This is a genomic window from Pigmentiphaga sp. YJ18 (assembly GCF_038066655.1).
Lineage (GTDB): Bacteria > Pseudomonadota > Gammaproteobacteria > Burkholderiales > Burkholderiaceae_B > Pigmentiphaga.
On sequence record NZ_JBBUKU010000002.1, the window covers coordinates 1,007,634 to 1,025,621 of the forward strand.

The 17,988-nt window shown below is 69.1% G+C and carries 17 protein-coding genes; 10 read left to right on the forward strand and 7 right to left on the reverse strand.

Annotated elements, in window-relative coordinates:
• The first annotated feature begins 134 nt into the window (after nucleotides 1–134).
• Genes WKR98_RS18530 through WKR98_RS18540 form a run of 3 tightly spaced genes read left to right on the forward strand, consistent with a single transcriptional unit; the run spans nucleotide 135 to nucleotide 2,486 of the window.
• The gene (locus tag WKR98_RS18530) at nucleotides 135–584 is read left to right on the forward strand and encodes a carboxymuconolactone decarboxylase family protein (RefSeq protein WP_124689253.1); all 450 of its coding nucleotides are present in this window, start codon (nucleotides 135–137) and stop codon (nucleotides 582–584) included.
• Nucleotides 585–601: 17 nt separating this feature from the next.
• The gene (locus tag WKR98_RS18535) at nucleotides 602–1,483 is read left to right on the forward strand and encodes an amidohydrolase family protein (protein WP_124689252.1); all 882 of its coding nucleotides are present in this window, start codon (nucleotides 602–604) and stop codon (nucleotides 1,481–1,483) included.
• 40 nt (nucleotides 1,484–1,523) lie between these two features.
• On the forward strand, nucleotides 1,524–2,486 hold the full coding sequence (locus WKR98_RS18540; protein WP_341434324.1) for a Bug family tripartite tricarboxylate transporter substrate binding protein: 963 nt from the start codon (nucleotides 1,524–1,526) through the stop codon (nucleotides 2,484–2,486).
• A 27-nt stretch (nucleotides 2,487–2,513) separates the two neighbouring features.
• Here the strand turns inward: WKR98_RS18540 and WKR98_RS18545 are convergent, their stop codons facing one another.
• Complete coding sequence (locus tag WKR98_RS18545; protein WP_238160382.1) at nucleotides 2,514–3,362, reverse strand: 3-keto-5-aminohexanoate cleavage protein; 849 nt, start codon at nucleotides 3,360–3,362, stop codon at nucleotides 2,514–2,516.
• Between the two features lie 17 nt (nucleotides 3,363–3,379).
• A complete protein-coding gene (gor, locus tag WKR98_RS18550) occupies nucleotides 3,380–4,735 on the reverse strand; it encodes a glutathione-disulfide reductase (RefSeq protein ID WP_341434325.1) in 1,356 nt (451 codons plus the stop codon).
• Nucleotides 4,736–4,809: 74 nt separating this feature from the next.
• Here gor and WKR98_RS18555 point away from each other — a divergent pair, with 74 nt between their 5' ends.
• The 4 genes from WKR98_RS18555 (at nucleotide 4,810) to WKR98_RS18570 (ending at nucleotide 8,370) form a co-directional block, all read left to right on the forward strand.
• Nucleotides 4,810–5,442, forward strand: a complete 633-nt coding sequence (locus WKR98_RS18555; protein ID WP_341434326.1) for a class I SAM-dependent DNA methyltransferase — start codon at nucleotides 4,810–4,812, stop codon at nucleotides 5,440–5,442.
• A gap of 35 nt (nucleotides 5,443–5,477) precedes the next feature.
• Nucleotides 5,478–6,599 (forward strand): methyltransferase, encoded by a 1,122-nt coding sequence (locus tag WKR98_RS18560; RefSeq protein WP_445936110.1) that lies wholly within the window; start codon nucleotides 5,478–5,480, stop codon nucleotides 6,597–6,599.
• 29 nt (nucleotides 6,600–6,628) lie between these two features.
• The gene (locus tag WKR98_RS18565) at nucleotides 6,629–6,931 is read left to right on the forward strand and encodes a Dabb family protein (protein WP_124689247.1); all 303 of its coding nucleotides are present in this window, start codon (nucleotides 6,629–6,631) and stop codon (nucleotides 6,929–6,931) included.
• Nucleotides 6,932–7,146: 215 nt separating this feature from the next.
• On the forward strand, nucleotides 7,147–8,370 hold the full coding sequence (locus WKR98_RS18570; RefSeq protein ID WP_341434327.1) for a VWA domain-containing protein: 1,224 nt from the start codon (nucleotides 7,147–7,149) through the stop codon (nucleotides 8,368–8,370).
• 202 nt (nucleotides 8,371–8,572) lie between these two features.
• Here WKR98_RS18570 and WKR98_RS18575 read toward each other — a convergent pair whose 3' ends face one another.
• Nucleotides 8,573–9,400 carry an IclR family transcriptional regulator gene (locus WKR98_RS18575; protein ID WP_341434328.1) on the reverse strand — a complete coding sequence of 276 codons (828 nt, stop codon included), beginning with the start codon at nucleotides 9,398–9,400 and terminating at the stop codon, nucleotides 8,573–8,575.
• A gap of 138 nt (nucleotides 9,401–9,538) precedes the next feature.
• Here WKR98_RS18575 and hmgA point away from each other — a divergent pair, with 138 nt between their 5' ends.
• Genes hmgA through WKR98_RS18590 form a run of 3 tightly spaced genes read left to right on the forward strand, consistent with a single transcriptional unit; the run spans nucleotide 9,539 to nucleotide 13,150 of the window.
• A complete protein-coding gene (gene hmgA, locus WKR98_RS18580; RefSeq protein WP_124689244.1) occupies nucleotides 9,539–10,870 on the forward strand; it encodes a homogentisate 1,2-dioxygenase in 1,332 nt (443 codons plus the stop codon).
• The gene (gene fahA, locus WKR98_RS18585; protein WP_341434329.1) at nucleotides 10,867–12,156 is read left to right on the forward strand and encodes a fumarylacetoacetase; all 1,290 of its coding nucleotides are present in this window, start codon (nucleotides 10,867–10,869) and stop codon (nucleotides 12,154–12,156) included. Before hmgA ends, fahA begins: the two co-directional genes overlap by 4 nt.
• Before the next feature lie 19 nt (nucleotides 12,157–12,175).
• Nucleotides 12,176–13,150: a Bug family tripartite tricarboxylate transporter substrate binding protein gene (locus WKR98_RS18590; protein WP_124689242.1), complete on the forward strand. Its 975-nt coding sequence runs from the start codon at nucleotides 12,176–12,178 to the stop codon at nucleotides 13,148–13,150.
• A 151-nt stretch (nucleotides 13,151–13,301) separates the two neighbouring features.
• Here WKR98_RS18590 and WKR98_RS18595 read toward each other — a convergent pair whose 3' ends face one another.
• The 4 genes from WKR98_RS18595 to WKR98_RS18610 form a co-directional block, all read right to left on the reverse strand.
• Nucleotides 13,302–14,882 carry a sulfatase family protein gene (locus WKR98_RS18595; protein WP_341434330.1) on the reverse strand — a complete coding sequence of 527 codons (1,581 nt, stop codon included), beginning with the start codon at nucleotides 14,880–14,882 and terminating at the stop codon, nucleotides 13,302–13,304.
• Nucleotides 14,883–14,914: 32 nt separating this feature from the next.
• Nucleotides 14,915–15,886, reverse strand: coding sequence for a Bug family tripartite tricarboxylate transporter substrate binding protein (locus WKR98_RS18600; protein ID WP_341434331.1), 972 nt, complete (start codon nucleotides 15,884–15,886; stop codon nucleotides 14,915–14,917).
• 80 nt (nucleotides 15,887–15,966) lie between these two features.
• The gene (locus tag WKR98_RS18605) at nucleotides 15,967–16,899 is read right to left on the reverse strand and encodes a LysR family transcriptional regulator (RefSeq protein ID WP_341434332.1); all 933 of its coding nucleotides are present in this window, start codon (nucleotides 16,897–16,899) and stop codon (nucleotides 15,967–15,969) included.
• Nucleotides 16,900–16,956: 57 nt separating this feature from the next.
• Nucleotides 16,957–17,976, reverse strand: a complete 1,020-nt coding sequence (locus tag WKR98_RS18610) for a 2Fe-2S iron-sulfur cluster-binding protein (RefSeq protein ID WP_341434333.1) — start codon at nucleotides 17,974–17,976, stop codon at nucleotides 16,957–16,959.
• Between the last annotated feature and the right edge of the window lie 12 nt (nucleotides 17,977–17,988).

Below are 17,988 nucleotides of genomic sequence, written 5' to 3' on the forward strand. Positions count from 1 at the left end.
GGAATGAAAGCGCGTGCGCGCAAGGCGCATTCTAGCGGCTTCCATCCTGCTTCGCAGAAATTATCGATTTAAACAAAAAATTGAATTATAAAAAAATAATCGATTACTATATTTAAATCGATCAAGGAGATTCCATGACGCGTTCGCGCCCCGATCCGGCTTTCGTCCAGCAGACCTTCGGCCCCTATGCCGACCCCCTTGCCACCAAGGAAGACCGCGCCGCCAGCTACCGCCAGATGGCCGGCTTCCTGCCCCCGCGGGTCGAAGCCCGGCTCGACGTGACTGGCGCGCTCGACCCCCTCATGGTGGAGTTGCAGGAGAAGGTCCGGGCCCATGCGCTGGAAACCGCCCATTTCGACGACAAGCAGGTGCAGTTGCTGATCTTCGCCATGCTGGTGGCCGAACTGAGCGATGCCGCCGTCATCCACGGCGTGGCCGCCCGCCGGGCCGGTGCCAGCTGGAACGAGATGCAGGCCGTGGTGAACCTGGCCTTCGTCTTCCGGGGTGTCTCGGCCGCCAACCGCGGCGCCGAGATGCTGATACGCATCGCCGAACGCGAGCGCGAGCTGGCCGCCCAGGCCTGACAAAAGGAGTCCGCCCCATGCAAGCCTGCCCCGGCCCGGACCGCGACACCCGCGCGCCCACCTTCGCCGTTCCCCCCGGCTCCTGCGACTGCCACGCCCACGTCTTCGGTCCGCGCGACCGCTTTCCGTTCTCGCCCGAGCGCAGCTACACGCCGGAGGACTGCACGGCCGACCAGTACCGCGACATGCTGGCCACGCTGGGATTCGACCGTGGCGTGCTGGTCCAGGGCGGCGCCCATGGCATCGACAACGCCGCGATGCTGGACGCGATGGAACGGCTGGGGCCCCGCATCAAGGGCATCGCCGTGCTGCCGCCCGGTACGCCGCTGCGCGAGCGCGAGGCGCTGCATGCCAAGGGTGTGCGGGGCTTTCGCATGTCCACCGTCGTCTCGGGCGGCGTGGGCTTCGACCAGTTGGAAGCGCTGGCCGCCGAGGCCGAGGAGATGGGCTGGCACCTGCTGCTGCATTTCCACCGGTCGGAAGAACTGGTGGCCGTGGCCGACCGGCTGCGCGGGCTGCGCTGCCACTACGTGCTGGACCACCTGGCGCGCATCCGCGCGGACGAGGGCCTGGATTCCACGGCCTTCGCCACGGTGATGTCGCTGCTGGATACCGGCCGCTGCTGGATCAAGCTGGCCAGCCTGTATCGGTTGTCCAGCGAGCCCTACCCGCACGCCGACATGCTGCCGATGATCCACCGCGTGGTGGCCGCCCGTCCCGATCGCATGATCTGGGGCAGCAACTGGCCTCATCCCATCCATACCGGCCCCATGCCCAACGACGGCGACCTGGTCGACCTCATCCCGCTCTGGGTGCCCGACGCGGCCGACCGCCACCGAATGCTGGTCGACAACCCGCAGGCGCTGTACGGCTTCGAACCGCTGCCTCGCCAGGCGTAATCCGCTCCCCTTCCCCACCACAAAGATCCAGGAGACTCCCATGCCCTTGAACCCGCGCTTCCTGCTGGCCGCGGCCATGCTCGCCGCCGGCGCGTCCGCCCACGCCGGCTATCCCGAAAAGCCCATCACCTTCGTCGTGCCCTTCCCCCCGGGCGGCACGACGGACATCATCGCCCGGTCGCTGGCGGCCCGCCTGGGAACGGAACTCAAGCAGACGGTGGTCGTCGAGAACCGCCCCGGCGCGGGCGGCAACATCGGCGCGCAGGCCGTGGCCCGCGCCCAGCCGGACGGCTACACGCTGCTGCTGTCCACCGCCGGCCCGCTCAGCATCAACCAGCACCTGTACAAGAATCCCGGCTACGACCCGGCCGCCAGCTTCGCCCCGGTCGCCCTGGTGGCGGCGGTACCCATCATGCTGGTCGCCAATCCGTCCGCGCCGTTCAAGACGGTGGCCGAACTGGTGGACTACGCGCGCAAGCATCCCGGCAAGCTGTCGTATGGTTCGCAGGGCAACGGCACCACCAGCCATCTCACGATGGAGCTCCTGAAGACCCAGGCCGGCATCGGCATCCAGCACATTCCCTACCGCGGCAGCGCGCCGGCGGCGACCGACCTGATGGGCGGCGTGGTGCAGGTGATGTTCGACAACTCGCCCAGCACGCTGCCTTTCGTCAAGGGCGGCAAGATGCGGGCGCTGGGCGTGGCCTCGCCCAAGCGCGTGAAAGGCATGGAAGACATACCGGCGGTGGCCGAAACCCTGCCGGGCTTCGCCTCCGAGGCCTGGTTCGGCCTGGTGGCCCCGGCGTCCACGCCGGCCGCCACGGTCGACATCCTGAACAAGGCCGTCAACAAAATCCTGTCCAGCGCCGACTACAAGCAGGAACTGGCGGCCTCGGGCACCGAGCCGCTGGGCGGCACGCCGGCGGACTTCGCCAGGTACCGCAGCGCCGAAGCCGCCAAGTGGGGGGAAATCGTGCGCGCCGCGGACATCCGCCTGGACTGATCCGGCGCAGGCGACGGGCGCGCGGTCCTAGCGCTCGTCGCCCAGGAACAGCGCGCGCACCTGGTCCGCGCTTGCCAGCCGGCGCCCCAGCGCACCGGCGACCTCGGCCACCTGGCGCACCAACGCGGCGTTGTCGGGCGCGATGGCCCCGTCGCGCAGGTACAGGTTGTTCTCGAAACCCACGCGCGCATGGCCGCCCAGCGCGGCCGCCGCCCCGGCACAGGCGTGCTCGTGGCGGCCGAAGGCGCACATTGCCCACGGGTAGGCTTGATCGTGCGCGGCCAAGAAAGGCAGCAGGTCGGACGGCGACGAAGTCTGGCCGGCGCTGTAGCGCCCCAGCACGAACAGCAGGAACCACGGCGCATCGGGCACCACGCCCTGGCGGCGGTAGGCCTGCCAGCGCTCGACGTCGCCGATGTCGTACAGGATGACCTGGGTCATCACCCGTTCCCGGGCCAGCCAGGAAAACAGCGAGGCCACGCGGGCGTCGGCCTGCGGCCCCAGGGCGATCTCGCGCAGCCCCACGGACACGGCCTCGGGCTTGACGGCCATCACCGCCGCGACCTGTTCGTCGGGGGCGTACACGCCCGCGGCCTCGGTGGTGATCTGCACCACCAGTTCGTTGCCCACCGCCTGGCGCACCGCGCGCGTGGCGGCAAGATAGGCGTCGGGCTCCAGGCTGTGCGACTGGTCGGCCTTGCGCACGTGCATGTGCAGCATGGAGGCGCCGGCGTCCAGGCACAGCTTGGCGGTCTCGGCCAGTTGGCCGGGCGTGACCGGCACCGCGGCGTGGTCGGCGGTCTTCTTGTAGGCGCCGTTGGGCGCCACCGTGACGATCAGCGGAGCGTCCAGGCTGGACGGGGCGGGAGCGGGCATGTTCATCTTTTCTTCCCTCAGGCGCCGACCGGATCGCGCATGGTGACGAATTCCTCGGCCGCCGTCGGGTGCAAGCCTATGGTCTGGTCGAACTGCCGCTTGGTGGCGCCGCATTTCATCGCGATGGCCAGCCCCTGGATGATCTCGGGGCCATCGGGGCCGACCATGTGGCAGCCCACCACCCGGTCGCTGGCATCGTCCACGACCAGCTTCATCATGGTCTGTTCGTCGCGTCCCGACAGTGTGTTCTTCATCGGCCGAAAGCGCGAGCGATAGACGCGGACGCTGCCGTAGCGCTTGCGCGCGTCCTCTTCCGACAGGCCCACCGTGGCCACCGGGGGCTGGCTGAACACCGCCGCGGGCACGTTCTCGGCATCGGCCTGCATGGGGTTGTTGTTATAAAGCGTCTCGGCCAGGGCCCGCCCTTCGGCGATCGCCCAGGGCGTCAGGTTCAGGCGGTCGGTCACGTCGCCCACCGCGTAGATGCTGGGCATGCTGGTGCGCGACTGCCCATCCACCTTGATCTCGCCGTGCTCGCCCAGCGCCACGCCGCAAGCCTCGAGCCCGAGTCCTCGGGTATTGGGCGCGCGGCCCGTGGCCATCATCACCTGGTCGACCATCAAGACTTCGCCGTCGTCGATCTGCACGGCGACGCGGCCGTCGCGCCGCGCCATTCCCACCACGCGGGTGTGCGGGCGGATGACGACGCCGCGCCGCTGCAGCCCCTCGGCCACCGTCTGGCGGATGTCCTGGTCGAACCCTCCCAGCACCTGATCGCGCCGGATCGCCAACGTCACGCGCGCGCCGGCGCCGCGGAAGATGCCCGCGAACTCCAGCGCGATGTAGCCGCCGCCCACGATCAGCACGTCGCCCGGAAGCTTGTCCAGCGACAGCGCCTCGTTGGAGGTGATCGCCAGCTCGATGCCGGGGATGTCGGGCAGCACGGGATGGCCGCCGGTGGCGACCATGATGCGCTCGGCCGTATGGCGCTTGCCGGCGACCTCGACCGTATGCGGATCCACCACCACGGCCCGGCCCTCGATCAGCGCCACGCCGGCCTGGTCCAGCATCCGGCGGTAGATGCCCTCCAGGCGGTCGATCTCGCGGTTCTTGGCGGCCACCAGGGCGCCCCAGTCCAGGCTGGCGTCCGGAACGCTCCAGCCATAGCCGGCCGCGTCCTGGAAGGCGTCGGCGAACTGCGACCCGTACATCAGCAGCTTCTTGGGCACACAGCCACGGATGACGCAGGTACCGCCTACCCGGCTGTCCTCGCAGATCGCCACGCGCGCCCCGTACGACGCGGCCCGGCGCGAACCGGCCACGCCGCCCGAACCGGCGCCAATGGTGATAAGGTCGTAGTCGAACGCAGGCATCAGGCAGGTCTCCGCAACAAGAAACGATACGTAGGCCCTGGATCATAACCCGCACGGCCCACGCCACCGAACCCATGACCGAACCCCATCGCGAGCTTTCCGCCCCCACGCTGGACTACTACGAACAGAACGCCGCCGCCTTCTGGGAAGGCACGCGCGACCACGACGTCGGGCAGAACATCGACGCGCTGCTGCGGCACATCGCCGCGCCCGCGCCGCTGGCCATCCTGGACTTCGGCTGCGGGCCCGGCCGCGACCTGAAGGCCTTGCGCGAACGCGGCCACGCGCCCGTGGGCCTGGACGGCTCGCCGTCCTTCGCCGACATGGCGCGGGCACACAGCGGCTGCGACGTGTGGTGCCAGGACTTCCTGGCGCTGGAGCTGCCGGCCGGCCGCTTCGACGGCATCTTCGCCAACGCCTCGACGTTCCACATTCCCAGCCAGGACCTGCCGCGCGTGCTGGCGGCGCTGCACGCCACGCTCAAGCCCGGCGGCGTGCTGTTCTGCTCCAATCCGCGCGGCAACAACGAGGAAGGCTGGAACCGGGGCCGCTACGGGGTCTACCATGACCTGGAGCACTGGCGCCGCTACCTGGACGCCGCCGGCTTCGACGAACTCGAACACTACTACCGGCCCGCCGGCCTGCCGCGCGCCCAGCAGCCCTGGCTCGCCACCGTCTGGCGGCGCCGGGCCACGCCGATGGAGTAGACTCGGCCCCCTTCGCCCCAGCCTTTTTCCCCACCGTGACGACTGCCGACGACATCCTGCACTGGAACGACCCCGAACCCCGCGAGGCGGCCTGGCTGTCGGCTGGCGGGCATCCGCCCCCCCGGCGCGTGGCGGCGGCCGACGACCGCATGCCCGCCGACCAGGCCTACCGCCTGGCCTGCGAGGGCACGGCGCTGCTATGGCATGGCGACTTCCAGAATGCCCGCCTGCTGCTGCAGGCCATGGCGCGGCGGGTGGATCGCCGGCCGTTCAAGCCCGGCGCCACCCTTACCCAGACCTTCCACCTGTACCGCCAGGCGCAGTTGCAGCGCGCGCGCGTGCTGGGCATGCTGCTGGTGCCCCTGGACGCGGACTTCGGCATCCCGCTGCGGCGGGCGCCCGACGTGCGCCTGGCCTGCCAGGAAGCCTACGGCGACATCGGCCGTGACGCGGTGGTCTCGCTGCGCGAACTGCAGGGCGTGATCGGCGCCCACGAATGGCGCAAGAAAGGCGTGCCGGTGGCGGCGCTCGATGCCCGCATCCATCCCCATCACGGTGTGTTCTCGCCGATACGCGGCGAATACGTGGAACTGGTGGCCAAGGCGCCGCTGCCCGGACAGGACACCGCCTTCGACATCGGCACCGGCACCGGCGTGCTGGCCGCCGTGCTGGCCCGCCGCGGCGTGCGCCGCATCGTGGCCACCGACACCGATGCCCACGCGCTGGCCTGCGCGCGCGAGAACATCGAGCGGCTCGGCCTGGCGGACCGTGTCCGCATCGAAGCGGCCGACCTCTTTCCCGCGGGCCGCGCGCAGCTCATCGTCTGCAATCCGCCCTGGGTGCCCGGGCCGGCGCACTCCAGCCTGGACCGCGCGGTCTTCGATCCGGACAGCCGCATGCTGCGCGGCTTCCTGGCCGGGCTGGCCGAACATCTGGCGCCCGGGGGCGAAGGCTGGCTGATCCTGTCGGACCTGGCCGAACACCTGGGCCTGCGCCCCCGGTCTGAACTGCTGGCGCTGGTGGAGAACGCCGGCCTGCGGGTGATCGACCGGATCGAAACGCGTCCCCGGCATCCCAAGGCGCAAGACGGCAACGACCCCCTGCACACGGCCCGGGCCGCCGAGACCACCGCGCTGTGGCGGCTCGCGGCGCGCTAGCCCCCTTACCCACGCACCAAGGACCTCCCATGATCAAGCACATCGCCATGTGGCGCCTGAAACTCGATGAAGGCGAAACGCGCGAATCGGTTTTCGCCATCATCCGCGAAACCATCGCGGCGCAGCGCGGGCGCATTCCGGGCCTGCTGGAGTCCGAGGCCGGCCTGAACTTCAGCACGTCGAGCAAGGCGCTGGACGTCGTGGTCTACACGGTGTTCACCGACCGCGACGCGCTGCAGGGCTATCACGCCCATCCCGTGCACATGGAAACGCGTGCCAGGATGGACCGCTATCTCGACTCGGGCTGCATGGTCGACTACGAAGTCGCCTGAGCCCCCCGCCATTCGGCCTAGTCCCGCCCTACCGTTTGCCATATTCAGCGGCTTGCGGTTCCTCCCTACCATCCCCTGCACGAACCCCTGATCTCATCCGGACAGCGGTTCAACCAGTCCGCGCCGCACGGCCCACCCTCGTCCATGCAGGATGGTCCGCGCGCCGCGTATTCATGCCATGCGCCCCCTGGGGGGGAACATAAGGGAGCACGACAATGAAACTGTTTTCCAGGAATGGATTGATGGCGCTGCTGATGGCGGGATTCCTCGCCGGCTGTGGCGGCGACGGCTCGGTCACGTCGAGCGGCGGCGGTGGAGGCGGTGGCGGCACCCCTCCGCCCCCTCCCCCCGACCCCTATGCCGACAGCACGGCCAAGCCGCCCGCGACGATCACCGACCCGACCATCACGGCGGCCGGTACCGTCTCGGCCAGGACCGATGGCAGCGGCCTGTACGACATCAACGTCGCGGGCTTCGCGGCGCCTACCGCCACGACCTTGTCGGCGCGGCAGTTGTCCATGCGCTCCGGTCCCAACAAGTTCGCGGCCACCCGCGCGAACCTGACCAAGGCAGCCGTTCCTGACCTGGACACCGACGACTTCGTCGTGGTCGAAGGCGGCATCGTCAAGGGCCACACCGTGCGCCGCATCGGCGAGGACTCCACCCGCGCCAAGGCCGACATCGTCTTCGTGTTCGACACGACGGGCAGCATGGGCGGCGCCCTCGACAGCGTGCAGTCGTCCATCATCGAGTTCGCCGACTTCCTCGGCAAGAGCGGGTTGGACGTCCAGCTGGGCGCGGTCACCTTCGGCGATGCCTTCGACACCAAGGTCACGGGCTCGACGCGCATCGGCACCGGCAGCACCACGCCGCCGCCCTTCGATAGCAGTGAGCGTCAGGTCTTCGCGCCCACCACCGACTTCACCAAGTTCAAGCAGTTCATTACCGAAGAAACCGCCACGGGCGGCGGGGACGGCCCCGAGAACGCGGTCGGCGCCCTGCAGTTCGCGTTCGACCATACGCCGTGGCGCACCGGCGCCCAGCGGGTGCTGATCGTCGTCACCGACGTCGTGTCGCACAACGGCGGCAGCTACACCGGCGCCAACATCAGCGGACGCTGGATCCCGCCCACCGCGGCCGACCTCATCACCAAGCTCAAGGGCAAGGCCGTGGTGCACGTGGTGTCGCCCGCCATCGGCGATCCCGGCATCCACACCGACATGAAGGTCTTCGCCGGCACCGAAGGCACGGGCGGCGCGTATTTCGAATGGGACGAACGGGAGTTCAGCCTGGTCGACCTGCCCATCGCTGAAGTGGCCGCCGGCGGCTACATCATCACCTATCGCGCCAAGGCCGATGGCAAGGCCAAGACCCTGCGCGTGGTGATCAATGACGGCGCCGGCATCCGGGGCGAAATCCTCTTGCCGGTCGAATACTGACCCCCCCTACGCGCTTACGCGCGCCCCCCAGGGGGCGATGCGGGTGGACCGGCAAAGCCGGATCCACCGCATCCTGGGTCTGAGCGGAGATGTTTCGGGGCGGAGCACCGCATGCTTGCCTTGATCCACGACGCCGCGGGTACGGGGTGGGCCATCCCAGTGTTGGGTGCAGTCATTTGCCGCTCTGTCGAGCGGCTTTTTCTTATGGGGCCACGGCGTCGCCCGGGTAACCCAGGCGACGGGACAGGGTTTCGGCGGCCTGGCGGACGGCGGCGGCGATGGGGCCGGCGGGATCGGAGTCGAAACGGGCGCTGTTGCCCAGGGCGGTGATGGCCAGCACCATGCGCGAGTCGTAATCGAATACGGGCGAGCTGACCGAGTCCACGCCGGGCAGGACGTCGCCGGTGACGCGGCCCACGTGCAGCGCGCGCACGCCGTCCAGCAACTCCGCGACGTCGCGAGCGTTCGACGGATACGCGCCCTCGGCGGCCCGTTCCTTCAGTTCTTCATCGACCAGCGCGGCCGTCAGCGACGGCGCCATGAAGGCGGCGAATACCCGTCCGGTCGCCGACGACAGCAGCGGCAGGACCGAGCCGGGACGTACGTTCACCATGACCGGACGGGGCGAATCGCGCCATTGCACCACGGTGGGACCGCGATTGCCCCAGACCGCCGCCAGCACGGTCTCGCCCAGCGCGTTGCTGAGTTCGTCCAGCAGCGGCGTGACCAGCCGGACGGCGTCCAGCGAGGCCAGGCTGGCCAGGCCGATGCGCAGGGCCCCGCGCCCCAGGCTGTAGCGCCCTTGCGCATCCTGCTCCACATAGCCACGCTTGATGAAGCTCGCCAGGTAGCGGTGCACCTTGGCCGGATGCATGTCGGCCGCCAGGGCGATTTCCTTGAGCATCATGGGGCGGATGACGTCGGCGAAGGCGTCGAGCACCGTCAGGCCCGTTTCCAGTGCCTGCACCCCGCTGCCGCCGCGCGCGGGCGCCTCGTCCTCGCCTGCGTTCGCGCTTCCCTTGGTCGCCACGCCGCCCCCGCAAAATTACGTTTAACGTAATCCTAGCACGCATGACGTAATTACTTGACGCCGTCGCCAACAAAAATTACGCTTAACGTAAATGCGTTACTTTCGACGTAAATTTTTGATCCCACCCCGCAGACGATCATGACCACGACCCCTCATCCCGCCGAAACTGCCACCAGCACCGGCTACATGTCGGGCTTCGGCAATGAATTCGCCACCGAAGCCTTGCCGGGCGCCCTGCCCGTGGGACGCAATTCCCCCCAGCGCGCGCCCTACGGGCTGTATGCCGAGCAACTGTCAGGCACGGCCTTCACCGCGCCGCGCAGCCACAACCGCCGCTCGTGGCTGTACCGGATCCGGCCCGCCGCGGTGCACCTGCCGTTCGAACCCATGGAAAGCCCGCGCCTGGTGGGCGACTTCAGCCAGGTGCCGCCCACCTCGCCCAACCAGTTGCGCTGGGATCCGCTGCCCATGCCGCAGGCGCCTACCGATTTCGTCGACGGCTGGGTCACCATGGCCGGCAACGGATCGGCCGATGCCATGCAGGGCTGCGCCATCCACCTGTACGCCGCCAACCGCTCCATGCAGGACCGCTACTTCTACAGCGCCGACGGCGAACTGCTGATCGTGCCCCAGCAAGGGCGCCTGCGCATCGCCACCGAGCTGGGCGTGATCGACCTCGAACCGCAAGAGATCGCGGTCGTGCCGCGCGGCTGCCGCTTCCAGGTGTCGCTGCCCGACGGCGAGGCGCGCGGCTACATCTGCGAGAACTTCGGCGCCCTGCTGCGCCTGCCCGACCTGGGCGTGATCGGCTCGAACGGCCTGGCCAACCCGCGCGACTTCCTGACCCCCTGCGCCAGCTACGAGGACCGCGAAGGCCGCTTCGAGCTGGTGGCCAAGTTCGGCGGCCGCCTGTGGCGCGCCGCCATCGGCCACTCGCCGCTGGACGTGGTGGCCTGGCACGGCAGCTACGCCCCCTACAAGTACGATCTGCGGCGCTACAACGCCATAGGCTCGATCAGCTACGACCATCCCGATCCGTCCATCTTCCTGGTGCTGCAGGCGCCCAGCGACACGCCGGGCGTGGATTCGCTGGATTTCGTCATCTTCCCGCCGCGTTGGCTGGCCGCCGAGGACACCTTCCGTCCGCCCTGGTTCCACCGCAACGTGGCCAGCGAATTCATGGGGCTGGTGCACGGCGCCTACGATGCCAAGGCCGAGGGTTTCGTGCCGGGCGGCGCCAGCCTGCACAACTGCATGACCGGCCACGGCCCCGACGGCGACACCTTCGAGAAAGCCTCGCGCGCGGACACCTCCCAGCCGCACAAGGTCGGCGATACGATGGCGTTCATGTTCGAGACCCGGCACGTCATCAAGCCCACCCGCTACGCGCTGGACACCGCCCAATTGCAAAGCCAGTACTTCCAGTGCTGGCAGAACCTGACCAAGCATTTTTCCCCGGAGACCCGATGAATCCCGCCGATCCCACGATCGCTCCCAGCCTGAGAAGCTGGGTCGAGTCGGCCAATGCCGCCGACAGCCACTTCCCCATCCAGAACCTGCCCTACGGCGTGTTCAAGCCGTCCGCCAGCGCCGACGCCCGGGTGGGCGTGGCCATCGGCGACCAGATCCTGGACCTCGCCCGGCTCGAACAGACGGGACTGCTGCGCACGCCCCGCCCCCTGTTCGCCACCGGCAGCCTGAACGCCTTCATGGCCGCCGGCCGGGAAACCTGGCGCAGCGTGCGCGGCCAGCTCGGCACGCTGCTGGCCGCCGATACCGCCACCCTGCGCGACGACGCCGCGGCGCGCGCCCAGGCGCTGGTGCCGCAGGCGGGCGCCACGCTGCTGCTGCCGGTCGAGATCCCCGGCTATACCGACTTCTATTCGTCGAAGGAACACGCGACCAACGTCGGCGCCCTGTTCCGCGATCCCAAGAACGCACTGCTGCCGAACTGGCTGGAGATCCCCATCGGCTACAACGGCCGCGCCTCGTCGGTGGTCGTCAGCGGCACGCCCGTACGGCGCCCCAACGGACAGATCAAGCTTCCCAACCAGGAGAGGCCGGTGTTCTCGCCCTGCCTGAAGCTGGACTTCGAACTGGAAACCGGTTTCTTCGTCGGCGTGCCCAACGGCATGGCCGAACCGGTGTCCAGCGACGAGGCCGAATCGCACATCTTCGGCATGGTCCTGCTGAACGACTGGAGCGCGCGCGACATCCAGGCCTGGGAATACGTGCCGCTGGGCCCCTTCAATTCCAAGGGCTTCGCCACGACCATTTCACCCTGGGTGGTCACGATGGATGCCCTGGCGCCCTTCCGCACCCGGCAGCCCCGGCAGGAACCCGAGCCCCTGCCCTACCTGCGCCACGACGGCCAGCACGCCTTCGACATCCAGTTGGAAGTCTCGCTGCGCCCGCAGGGCCGCGACCAGGCGTCCTCCATCGCCCGTACCAACTTCAAGCACATGTACTGGACGATGGCTCAGCAACTGGCGCACCATACGGTGTCCGGCTGCAATACCCGGGTGGGGGACCTGATGGGGTCCGGCACGATCAGCGGGCCCGACGCGGGCTCGTACGGATCGCTGCTGGAACTCACCGGCAACGGCAAGCATCCGGTGGACATCGGCGGGGCGACCCGCGCCTTCATCGAGGACGGGGATGAAGTCATCCTGACCGGCTGGTGCCAGGGCGACGGCTACCGCGTGGGCTTCGGCTCGTGCGCCGGCACCATCCTGCCCGCCCTGCCCCAACCCTGACAACCCCAAGGAGACAAGCATGAAAAGCACGTGGACGACGGCACTGGCGGCTTCGGCGCTGGTCCTCTGGACCGGCGCGGCCGCTGCGGCCGACGCCTATCCCTCCAAGCCCGTCCGTTGGATCGTTCCCTACGCGGTGGGCGGCGGTTCCGACTTCCTGGCCCGCACCATCGGCGCCCAGTTGTCCGAGCTCATCAAGCAGCCGGTCGTGGTGGACAACAAGCCCGGCGGCAACACGGCCATCGGCGCGGTCGAGACGGCGCGCGCCGCGCCCGACGGCTACACGGTGCTGTCGGCCGACAACGGCACGCTGGTGTTCAACCCCGCCCTGTACAAGAACCTGAGCTACAACCCCACGCGCGACCTGGCGCCCGTCACGCTCATGGGCAAGTTCCCCATGATCCTGATCGTGGGCCCGAACACCGAGTTCAAGGACGCCAAGGACTTCATCGCCAAGGTCAAGAGCCAGCCGGGCAAGTACAGCTACGCCTCGGCCGGCGCGGGCAGCCCGCACCACCTGGCCATGGAACTGCTGAAGGAACGCACCGGCATGCGCATGCTGCACATCGCCTATCGCGGCGCCGCGCCCGCGCTGGTCGACGTGGCCGGCGGCCAGCTGCCGGCCATGATGACCGACCTCGCGGCCGGCAACGCCTTCATCAAGGGCCACAAGGTCCGCCCGCTGGCCGTGGCCAACCCCACGCGCCTGCCGCAGCTGCCCGACGTGCCCACCTTCGCGGAACTGGGCATCCAGGGCGTGGAAGCGTCGGCCCAGGTCGGCATGGTCGCTCCCGCGAACACCCCGCCCGAGGTCATCGCCACCCTGCAGAAACAAGTCACCGCCGCCATCAAGACCCCGGCCGTGAACAAGAAACTGGTGGAATTCGGCATCGAGCCCGTAGGCAGCACGCCCCAGGAATACGCCGCCCTGGTCAAGAGCGAAAGCGAGCTCTGGCAAAAACTGATCCGCGATCTGAAAATCACCCTGGACTGATCAGCTACCCCCAAGGATGCGGGTGGATCCGGCTTTGCCGGTCCACCCGCATCGCCCCCTTGAGGGGGCGCCCGAAGGGCGTGGGGGTGGGCTTCCCTTCCGGTCCACCCGCATCGCCCCCCGGGGGGCGCGCGTCAGCGCGTAGGGGGGATCAAGCTAATGCGTCGGGATAGGGGCTGGTGTCGATGTGGTAGAGCATGTCGCGCGCCAGGGCCTGCATCATGTCGGCCTTCACGCCCGCGTATTCGGCATCGTCCCACAGGTTCCTGGCCTCGATGGGATCGCGCTCCAGGTCGTACAGCTCGCCCCACTCGGCGCCGTCGTAGATGGTCAGGCGATAGCGGTCCGAGCGCAGGGTGCGGCAGCGGATGCGCGCATCGAAGCCCAGGATGACGCGCTGGCCCTCTTCCTCGATCATCAGGTGTTCGCGCACGCGCTCGGCCTTGCCGGCCATGACGTCCAGCAGGCTCTTGCCCTGGATGCCGTTGAAGCCCGCCACGCCGGCCCGCTCCAGGATCGTGGGCGCGACGTCGATGGTGCTGGCCAGCGCGCTGCCGGCGCCCCGCCCCGGCAGCGCGGGGTCGTGCCAGATGAACGGCACGCGCACCAGGCCGCGGTAGTGGATGGGCCCCTTCAGCATCAACTGATGGTCGCCCAGGTAGTCCCCATGGTCGCTGGTGAAGATCACCACCGTGTCCTGGTCCAGCCCCAGCCGTTTCAGCGCCGCCAGCACCCGGCCGATCTGGTGGTCGATGTTGGTGATCGATCCGTAGTTCAGCGCCAGCGCTTCCTTGGCCTCGCGCTCGGTGCAGGCGAAGATGGCGGGCGTGTGCTTGACCGCCTTGCCGCCGTCGCGCTGGCGGTACAGCCATTCGACGTGGGGCAGCGGCGCCTCGCCGGTGTGGAAGGACGGCGGCAGCGCCATCTCGTCGGGGTCGTACATGTCCCAGTACTTGCCCGGCGGCGTGAAGGGATGGTGCGGATCGGGGAACGAGCACTGAATGAAGAACGGCTGGCTGCCGGCGCGCTCCAGGCGCTCGATGGTACGGTCGGCGATGTAGGCGCTGGGATAGAGTTCCTCGGGCACCGCCGTGCGCCAGGCCTGGCCGAACGAGGTCAGCACGTAGTCCGGCGCGGGCGTGGCGGCCTTCGGCCCGATCAGAGCCTCGACCTCGGGATGGTGGCGGCGCAGCCACTGGCGGTAGTGGCCATGGACCGAGTCGCTGTGGTCGTCCACCAGGTCCACGTCCTCGAAACCGTAGAACGGATAGTCGAGATCGTAGCCCTCCCGGGTCAGCCACTTGTTGCGGTTCTCCTGGTCGTAGCGCCCGGGCCCGCGCACCTTCGCCTCGCGCGCCAGCCGGTCGGCGGGATTGGGCGGCCAGGGCGGCGGGTTGTCCGTCATGTTCTGGAAATGCGCTTTGCCCACCAGCGAGGTGCGGTAGCCGGCCTGGCGCAGCACGTCCACGAAGGTGGCCGATTGCAGGTCGAGCGGGATGCCGTTGTGGCGCGCGCCATGGGCCGACGGATAGCGGCCGGTCAACAGGCTGGCGCGGTTGGGCATGCAGATGGGGGTGGCGACGTGCATCTCGTCGCCGCGCCAGCCGGCGGCGGCCAGCGCGTCCAGGTTGGGCGTGGCGACGACCCGGTTGCCGTAGGCGCCCAGGTGATCGGCGCGATGCTGGTCGGTGATGAACAGCAGGAAATTGACGGGGCGTTGCGATTGCGGCATCGGGGATTCCATCGAGGCGTTGTCGTCCGGGCTCATTCGGCGGTGGCGCCGGAAATCTGCACCGCCCGCTTCCACTTGGGCATCTCGGCGGCGATCTGGCGGCCCATGTCGGCCGGGCTCATCGGATGGGGCACCATGCCGAGATCGGCCATGGTCTGCGCGAAACCGGGCTTGTCCAGCGCCTTGCGCACGTCGGCGTTCAGGCGGTCCACCACGGCGGCGGGCGTGCCGGCCGGCGCGGTCAGTCCCATCCATGACGTCACCGATACGTCCGGCGCCACGTCCTTGAACAGCGGCACGCCGGGCAGCGTGGGGAACGGCTCGGGATTGGCCACGGCCAGCACGCGCACCGCGCCCGACTTGATGAACGGCGCCGCCGGCGCGATGCCGCCCATCATCAGCGGCACGTGTCCCGCCGCCAGGTCGGCCACCGCGGGGCCGGCGCCCTTGTAGCCCACGTGCACCACGTCCAGGCGGGCGGCCGCCTTCAGCAGCTCCATGCCCATGTGATGGACCGTGCCCGACCCGGGCGAGGCATAGCTGTACTTGCCCGGTTCCTTGCGGATCAGGGCCACCGCTTCCTGGAAATTCGTCGCCGGGAACGACCGGTGCGCCAGCAGCACCACGACGTTGTCGGCCACCATCGCCACCGGCGTGAAGTCCTTGATCGGATCGTAGGGCAATTGCTTGAACAGGAAGCTGTTCACGCCGTGCGTGTTCGAGGTCGCCATCAGCAGCGTGTAGCCGTCGGGCGCGGACTTGGCCACCGCCTCGGAAGCGATCAGGCCGGACGCGCCGGGCTTGTTCTCGACGATGACGGTATAGCCCTGCTGCTCGGCAATCACGCGCGCCAGTTGCCGCGTCATCACGTCCACGGCGCCGCCCGGGGCGAAGGGCACGACGATGCGCACGGGCCGGGACGGAAAGGCCGCCGGCTGCGCGGCGGCGGTCGCGGCCACCGCGAACGTGGCACAGGCCGCGACGAGAATACGGGTCGCACCCATGTTGTCTCCTTGCATGATGGATTTGTGCCGGGAGTATGGATGCCCGGGCCCAGGCTGGATAATGACTAATGGGCCCGCTGTCATGAATTCTGGTTATTCCGGCCGCCCGCCCGGGCGGCCTGCCTGAGGCAGGACAGGAAATCCTCCAGCACCGGCGTTGGCATCGTGCCGGCCCGCCGCAGCACCCCCACCGTGGCCCGGCGCCCCAGCGCCAGGGGCAGGACCTTCAGGCGTTCCAGCCGGGACAGCGCCAGCACCACGGCATCCGACATCACCGCCAGCATCTCGTCGTCCTGCAGCAGCGAGGCGATCAGCACCACCGACGAGGCCTCGATGGCCGCGCGCGGCAGCGGCTCGCCCACCGCTGCCAGCGCCAGCTCCATTTCGCGCCGCAGGGGCGTGCCGGCCTGGGGCATCGCCCACGGATAATCGCGGGCCTGGGCCCAGGTCACCTTGCGCAGCCGCGCCAGCGGGTGGCCGCGGCTGGCCACCACGCATATTCCTTCCTCCTGCAGCGGCTCGGCCACGACCGCGGGATCGACGGGCGCCTCGATGCGGGACACGATGCAATCCAGCCTGCCTTCCTTGAGCTGGGGCAGCAGCTTTTCCAGCGAGTTCTCGTGGACGACGGTGCAGATGCCCGGCCGCAGGCGGCGATAATTGCCCAGGCACGCGGGCAGCAGCCCGCTGGTCCCGATGGGCGTGGTGCCGACCAGCAACTGCCCGTCCGAGCCGTCGCTCATCGCGCGCAGCGTCTCGCCGGTGCGTTCGAGTTCCCCCAGCACCGTCCGCGCATGCCCGACCAGCGTGTCGCAGAAGCGCGTGGGCACCAGCCCGCGCGAATGCCGCTCGAACAGCTCCACGCCCAGGTCCGTTTCCAGTTCGCGCAGCCATTTCGACAAGGCGGGCTGGGTCATGTGCATCCGCGCCGCGGTCAGGCTCAGGTTGGCCGTCTCGTGCAGAGAGACCAGCACATACAGTTGCCTGACACGCAGGCGTTGAATCCAGTCCATGAAAGCTCCGCACCCGACGACGCCTCATTCTGGCACAGCCCGGAGCGGACACGGCCGCTATGCCGCCTGCGGCGCCATGGGCACGAAGGCATCGCAATAGAAGCGGTCGATGGCCAACCCCCGCTCGTGCACGAAGCCCTGGCGCGCCGCGCTGATCATCGCGGGCGCGCCGCAGGCATAGACCTCATGGTCGGCCAGCGAGGCGAAGTCGTCCAGCACCGCCTGGTGGACGAACCCCTGGCGCCCCTGCCAGCCGGCGTCCGCCGGGCTGTCGGACAGCACGGGCACGAAGCGGAACCAGGGATGCTTGTCGGCCCACTTGCGCGGCAGGTCCGCCAGGTACAGGTCCTCTTCCCGCCGGGCGCCCCAGTAAAGCGTCATGGGCCGATCGAGCTTGCGGCGAATGGCGTCCTCGACGATGGACTTGATGGGCGCGAAACCGGTGCCGCTGGCCACCAGCACCGCCGGCAGGCCGGTATCGCGCAGGTAGAAATCGCCGAAGGGCAGCGACACGTCCAGGAACTGGCCGGCCTGCACCGACTCCGCCAGGTAGCCGGAGAACTTGCCGCCGGGGACGTGGCGGACGTGCAGTTCCACACCGTCGCTCTGCTGCGGCGGGTTGGCCATGGAGAAATGGCGGACGGCGCCGTCCGCCATCCGCACGTGCAGGTACTGCCCCGCCTTGAAGCGCACCCGCGTGCCAGCGGGAAAGCGCAGGTGCAGCACCGTCACGTCGTGGGCGGCGCGGGCCAGCCGGTAGACCTTGGCGGCCACGGTCTTGCTGGCGGCCGGATCGCGGCGCTCGATGTCGCGCACCGCCACGTCCAGGTCGGAACAGGGCCTGGCCTGGCACAGCAGCGCCCCGCCCTCGCGCCGTTCGTCCTCGTCCAGCACGCCCTGGCCGGCCCCGCCACGGACGTCCCCCCGCACGATGCGCCCCCGGCAACTGCCGCAGATACCGGTGCGGCAGGAGTACGGGATCTCGTAGCCGGCGGCCAGCGCGCCGTCCAGGACGGTCTGGCCGTCCTCGCAGGGAAATTCGATGTCTCGTTGATCGATGCGTATGGTGTATTGCATGGATTCCATCCG